The sequence below is a fragment of the Methanosarcina baikalica genome (genome assembly GCF_031461075.1).
GTDB classification, from domain to species: Archaea; Halobacteriota; Methanosarcinia; order Methanosarcinales; family Methanosarcinaceae; genus Methanosarcina; species Methanosarcina baikalica.
In genome coordinates, this window is sequence record NZ_JAVKPK010000113.1 from 1 (window position 1) to 6,040 (window position 6,040).

Consider the following 6,040-nt stretch of genomic DNA (forward strand, 5'->3'; position numbering starts at 1 on the left):
GAAGACAATATAATCTTTGCCTGCAATATGCATGCATCATGCCAGAAGAAAAGCGAAAAATAAGCGTATGGGTGCCAGCCGCTTTGTATGATAGCGTATTGCAAGCAGGATACACAAGCCCAACACAGGCAGTAATACAAGGATTTGAAGCATTAGTGCAGCCACACAGCGAAGAAAGCCCGGAAGCCGTTAGGGGACAAATGCAGGCAATTAGGGGACAAATGCAGGCAGAAATAGATATTTCAAAAAACGAGATTTGAAGGCTCAATACATCTTTACTGGAAGCTCCGGACCCGATGGAAGTAATAGAGCTGCGCGCCAGGTATGAAGAGTCAGGCAAGCATATTGAAACATTGAAGAAGGAACTTGAAAATAGTCAGGAAACGCACCGAAATTATATGATGCAGGTTCAAACTCTTATCAATCAGAAAGCCATTGAAGCACCTGGAGCAAAAAAACCGTGGTATAAATTCTGGTAAAAGGTTTCAGAATAAGAGATTTTACCATTTGGTGCCCGTACAAATACTGCTTCCATAGTATTTGTACAGGATTAGTAAATAGAATAGCTATGTTTTTTGAGTCAAGTCATGAGTATATAGTTCCATCAGATCCTGGACCATCATAATATAAATCCAAATCACTAACTGAAGGTTCTCCATCAACGAGATATGCTATTTTTGTTGTTATTTTGCCACCTGGACCCAAATCTGTTGTCATATGATTCAAAGAGCTGTCGTATGTTGCGCTGTCAGACTGATAATACATATCGCCAATTTTGAGATGCCAATAACCGGATTGGTTGAATATGTTTGGTCACCAGTATTATCGAGTTTAATACTAACTACAACATAGCTTTTGCCTCCTGATGCTTTGTAATATTCACCTATCTTTTTTGTGATTTCGGCTTGCCATGTGCAGTAATCGAAAATGTTACTAGTTGAGCTATCTTCAACATCATTTGAGTCTTCATTGGCGTGTGGTTCATCAGATTCTGGCTCTTTATCTGCAAGTGTTTTTGTTCCAGGCGTTGATGTTTGCTCGGATGTGGCGACTTCATCCTGTGAATTTTCCTCCGGACCTACGTTATGGTATAGGAAGTTTACTTCTATCTGTGAGTCGGGATGAGCATCATTATAAATTTTTACTAAACTAGTTACATTATCATAATGGCTATTTGCTAACCTGAGTCCTTCAGTTCCCATCTTTGCGGCAGCGGCTGATTCCAAGAAATTCCCAGATGTAAGTTGAGTTACTCCAGATTTCATGAATGTTGCAGCATTGTAGTCATCAATCAATGCTAATTTATATTCATCTTTACAGCTCTGCAACTCCGAGGAGACTTTGTAATTATCGATATTCTTTATTTCAGTTTCGAGAGCCTGTATATATTTTTCGATACCTTTTATCGCGGTATAATAATCCTTATTATTGATTGAGTTTGAAAATTGAGCCGTGTCATTAGCAAAAATTAAAACACTGTTAGATGTGGATTTAGCCCATTCAGCGTCTTGATTGTCAGCGCTTTGAGTATTTTCAGACTGATCTGGTGCACTTGCAATTTGAGAAGTTTTTTGTTGACTATTTGAGTCAGTACATCCTATGCATAGCATTGAAGCCAATAAAACAAACAAAATAAGATAGACATATTTTTTCAAATCACCTCGAAATATCAAGTCACATTATAGAAATTTCAAGGTTATATATCACAATGATTTTGTTCTGTTTTATATAAAAAGGACATTTTTTAGGACACAATACCAAAATCTAGTGATGAACATAAAATTAAAAATCACTAGATTTTGGAACTGAGTCATTTTTTAGTAAAAAAGCATAAAAATTCATGTTTTAGATAAATATTTTAATTTGGAAGTTTTGGTAATCTTGGAAGATGTCTGTTAAAATCTACATCAAGCCGAGTTAAAAGTACCTTAATTACATATTCATTTCTAATGTAATTTGTTATCGAGAGAATTCCTTGTGCATGCGTCCCTCATTTCCAATGGAAAGCACTAGCAAACGCCTTTTATTCCAATATAATATAATATTGGGTAGATACAATAGAAAAAGAGGAAAATAAAAAGAGAACATGGAGGGGATTAATTTATATGTTCTCGCAAAAACTGTTAACTATTTAATAATTTAAAAAACTTTTGAAAGTAAACTTTACATTATCCAGAAGTTCTGCAAACTCAAAAGATGGTTAAAAAACTGGAAAAACTCTTTTTTAGTTGACCTGAAAACTCAGATACAGGCACCTTATAACCAGTTAGCTGTCATCAGGTCTAAAGAAGAAAAGCACAATTCCACATTAAAAGAAGAGCTTGAGAAGGCAGGCCAGCGAGAAGAGGACCTTAAGCAAATGCATGAGCCTATCCCAAAACTTCATGTAATCTAATTATTGCTGCTACCATTACAACTCCTAGATATGATTCCTCTTTTATTTCATATCTTGGAAATACTTTCTTGCATGATTCTATCCAGCTAAAGAACCTTTCTACTATGCTTTTCTTTTTGAATTCTTCCTGATCTACCTTTATTGGTCTTCCTATCTTCTTTTTCTTCCTATTTCTTTTATTTACTGGTATATTGGACTTTATTCCTCTTCTCCTGTTATATTTTCTAATTTTGGCTGTATCATACATTCCATCAGCTGTTACTTTGGAAGGCCTGTTAACAGGCCTTCCTACAGGTCTCTTTATATTAAAATTTTTAATTGTAGGTATATAAAGTGTTGAATCATTCTTATTCGCAGGAACAACAATAATAGAGAGAGGTAAACCCTGTAAGTCTACTAAAACGCTTAATTTTATTCCTTTTACTTTTTTGTGTCCATCGTAGCCGATATTCCCCCTTTTTTAGCCGGAATATCCTTTGTATCAGTAAAGCAATGAGAGAGATCTATTTTCTTCAAATCATAACCTTTGTTTAAAAGTTCATTAAAGATTTCCTGATATATTTCATGTTCACAGAGATAGAGATGGAATCTGTGAACGGTTGATTTAGAACCATATTGACGGGGAACATCTTTCCAAGTACAACCTGTCATAACAACGTACAAAATACCGTTCATTAACTTCCTCATATTTGCACGTGGCCTTCCTGTATGTGATTTCTGCGGAGGAAGATAAGGCTCTATTGATTCCCATAGAACATCATCGATTTCACTGAATGACATAAAAGTAAATTTATAATTTCAACTTAATATTACTTTTGGGATCGGCTCCATAATAATTATTTCCTGCAGGTTTAAACATTGAGCTCATCCCAAAACTAATTTTATTCTCAATCATCAGTTTCAGAAATAATTTTCATGATTATAAACCTTGATTGATTATTCAGAATATGAGATTCAGAGGCGGAAATTCGAATTTTGGGATCAGCTCATTGATTAATCAGAAGGCCATTGAAACCAAGGGAATAAAAAGCAATGGTAGAAATTTTTATAATTTCATTTATCCAAATTTGCTGATTAATAAATCCCCACTCCCAAGCTTGAACTTTTTATAGTTTTTCAATTTAAGGGTTTATTTGCTTTTAGAGTATATACCCGGTCTTGTATTTGTTGTCACTTTTATGTAATTTGTTTTTGTTGTAGTACTGCTGCCTGCAGCATTAATCACTGTAAGTGTAACCTTATACTTTCCTTCTTGTGAATATTGGTGTATTGGATTCTGGTCTGATGACTTTGCTCCATCTCCAAATATCCATTTCCATTTAGTCGGTATTCCCGTACTTTTGTCAGTAAAGGCGACTGTTAATGGTGCTTTTCCTGAGGTTACATTACTGGTGAATTTTGCAACCGGTTTTTCTATCACTTTTATATAATCTGTTTTTGTTGTCGTATTACTGCCTTCAGTATTTGTTGCTGTCAGTGTCACCTTATAACTCCCTACTTTGGAATATTTATGCGTTGGATTTTGAACTGATGACTTGGCTCCGTCTCCAAAGGTCCATTTCCATGAAGTAGGTGCTCCTGTGCTTTCGTCAGTAAAGACAACATTTAATGGTGCTTTTCCTGAGGTAGGTTTCGCGGAAAAGATTGCAACAGGAAGGACTGGGTGTTCTAAAACAGTAATTGTAGCTAACTTTGAATCTGTACCATTTGCATTACTTGCTGTTAGGTTAACAGTATATTCTCCTACTGTATAATAAGTATACATTGGATTCTGCTCGGTTGAATTATTTCCGTCTCCAAAGTTCCAGTACCATGAAATCGCATTTTGTGAGAGATCTGTAAACTGAACTGAAAGAGGAACATAACCTAATGTGACATTGTTGCTGAAATTTGCAACCGGAAGACGTGGTTTAGGCTCTTCTGAAATAGTGGCCATATAAATGTTAGTATCTCCATAATAGTTTTGTTCTTTCCACACTATTCTGTTGCCATAGATGTCAGGGTATTCTGAGTGTCCATTGGGGGTTATTTGAGTTTCCTTGGAAGCAGAAAGATCGTACATGTAGATATCATGCTTAATGTCGTCATCATCGCCGGTGCGAGATGTCCAGACTATTTTATCTCCATAGATAGCAGGATCAAACGCTATTGTGCTGGTGTTTACTCTTATTTCCTTTTTAGTGGAGAGATCATACATGTAGATAGTGAGGTATCTATCACGAGAATCTTCCCATGCTATCCTATCCCCGTAGATAGCAGGTTTTCTTTGATCTAATTTATTGGTAGTGATCTGAGTTTCCTTGGAAGTGGATAAATCATACATGTATATATCCCAGTTTTCATGGCGGTTATCATCCCATACTATCCTGTTACCATAGATAGCAGGAAAATGACGATCTGATCCATTGGGGGTTATTTGAGTTTCCTTTTTAGTCGAAAGATCATACATGAAAATATTACATCCTCTTTCCCATCCTCTCTCCCATACTATCCTGTTACCGTATATATCAGGCCACCATGCAAGTCCAGTTATCTTTTTTTCGGTCTTAGTAGAGAGATCGTACATATAAATATCGTATCCATAATTATTGCGACCATCTACCCACACTACTATGTTATCATAGATCGCAGGCAACATTTGATCTGATTCATTTGCGGTGATCTGAGTCTCCTTGTGTGTGGAAAGATTATACAAATAAATATCGCCATTTCCATTACGCCAGTCCTCCCATACTATCCTGTCACCATATATAGCAGGGCGGTCTGCCTGTCCACTGGTAGTAATTTGAGTCTCAGTAATCTTTGGCGCAGCAGTATCTACTGCAGAGACATTATTATCTACCAAGTTTGGAATATATGCATATGGCGCTGCACCCGCTATACTCACCAACATTAAAAACGCAAGCACCGTTATTCCTAAGACTCCAATAAGAGAATAAACTCTTCGTGCTTCATCACTTTTTATTTCTTTCATCTCAAACCTCTGTAAATAAATTTTGGAATTTAAAATGAAACACAGTTGAGAAGTAATATCACATAACATCTTTCTCTATAAAGAAAATGTTTTGAATAAAAACAGGCATCTTTCGATTTATCAATATAATTTTATATTAATTTTACTTCTTTCTTGCAGATATTGAGAAGGCCAGCGCAAAAAATAACACAAAAATAGAAAGAAAAAAAACAAAATCGAAATCCATTTATAGCTGTTACAATAATTTTAATATGTAAATGTGTTAGTTTTGCGGACAGATCCTTTACAATTTTACATCTTGGGAGGGATCGACACTCCCCCTCCCAACTTAAAATAATATATCTTTTTTTTAAAAGCCCATTTCTCTGTATTGGTCCCTTGAATTGAAAACACAATCCATTTGAGACCAGATATCTTCTCCGGTATCCTCATCTAATGAAGAGGCGAAGGAGGAAACCTTGCATAACGATTCGTCCCATGCTGTATATGAATAAATCCAATGTTGAAAGAACCCATACAAGAGCGTCTACGCGGTCCGGTGACTTTTGTTCTATCTGCGGATGCAAGTTTCATTAGAACAAGAGTTAGAACCAAAGTATCAATCATCTTTCCAAAACCAGAATTGGTTCTGTTGCAAAAATAATATTTCTACCCTTTTAGGCTATAATAAC

General features: G+C 35.8%; 7 protein-coding genes. 2 read left to right on the forward strand and 5 right to left on the reverse strand.

Annotation, left to right across the window (positions count from 1 at the left end; translation table 11 throughout):
• Positions 1-260, forward strand: a 260-nt coding sequence (locus RG963_RS16055) for a hypothetical protein (RefSeq protein ID WP_310577288.1), incomplete at its 5' end; no start/stop codon positions are given.
• A 36-nt stretch (positions 261-296) separates the two neighbouring features.
• A complete protein-coding gene (locus RG963_RS16060) occupies positions 297-479 on the forward strand; it encodes a hypothetical protein (RefSeq protein ID WP_310577289.1) in 183 nt (60 codons plus the stop codon).
• 106 nt (positions 480-585) lie between these two features.
• On the opposite strand, the gene RG963_RS16065 is transcribed toward RG963_RS16060, so the two are convergent.
• The 5 genes from RG963_RS16065 to RG963_RS16085 form a co-directional block, all read right to left on the reverse strand.
• A complete protein-coding gene (locus RG963_RS16065) occupies positions 586-717 on the reverse strand; it encodes a hypothetical protein (protein ID WP_310577290.1) in 132 nt (43 codons plus the stop codon).
• Positions 718-722: 5 nt separating this feature from the next.
• Positions 723-1,655: a hypothetical protein gene (locus tag RG963_RS16070; protein WP_310577291.1), complete on the reverse strand. Its 933-nt coding sequence runs from the start codon at positions 1,653-1,655 to the stop codon at positions 723-725.
• A 714-nt stretch (positions 1,656-2,369) separates the two neighbouring features.
• Positions 2,370-2,843, reverse strand: coding sequence for a transposase (locus tag RG963_RS16075; RefSeq protein ID WP_310577294.1), 474 nt, complete (start codon positions 2,841-2,843; stop codon positions 2,370-2,372).
• Positions 2,816-3,175 (reverse strand): transposase, encoded by a 360-nt coding sequence (locus RG963_RS16080; protein ID WP_310577292.1) that lies wholly within the window; start codon positions 3,173-3,175, stop codon positions 2,816-2,818. The genes RG963_RS16075 and RG963_RS16080 overlap by 28 nt, the downstream gene beginning before the upstream one ends.
• Positions 3,176-3,524: 349 nt before the next feature.
• A complete protein-coding gene (locus RG963_RS16085; protein WP_310577293.1) occupies positions 3,525-5,369 on the reverse strand; it encodes a PKD domain-containing protein in 1,845 nt (614 codons plus the stop codon).
• Positions 5,370-6,040 lie beyond the last annotated feature (671 nt).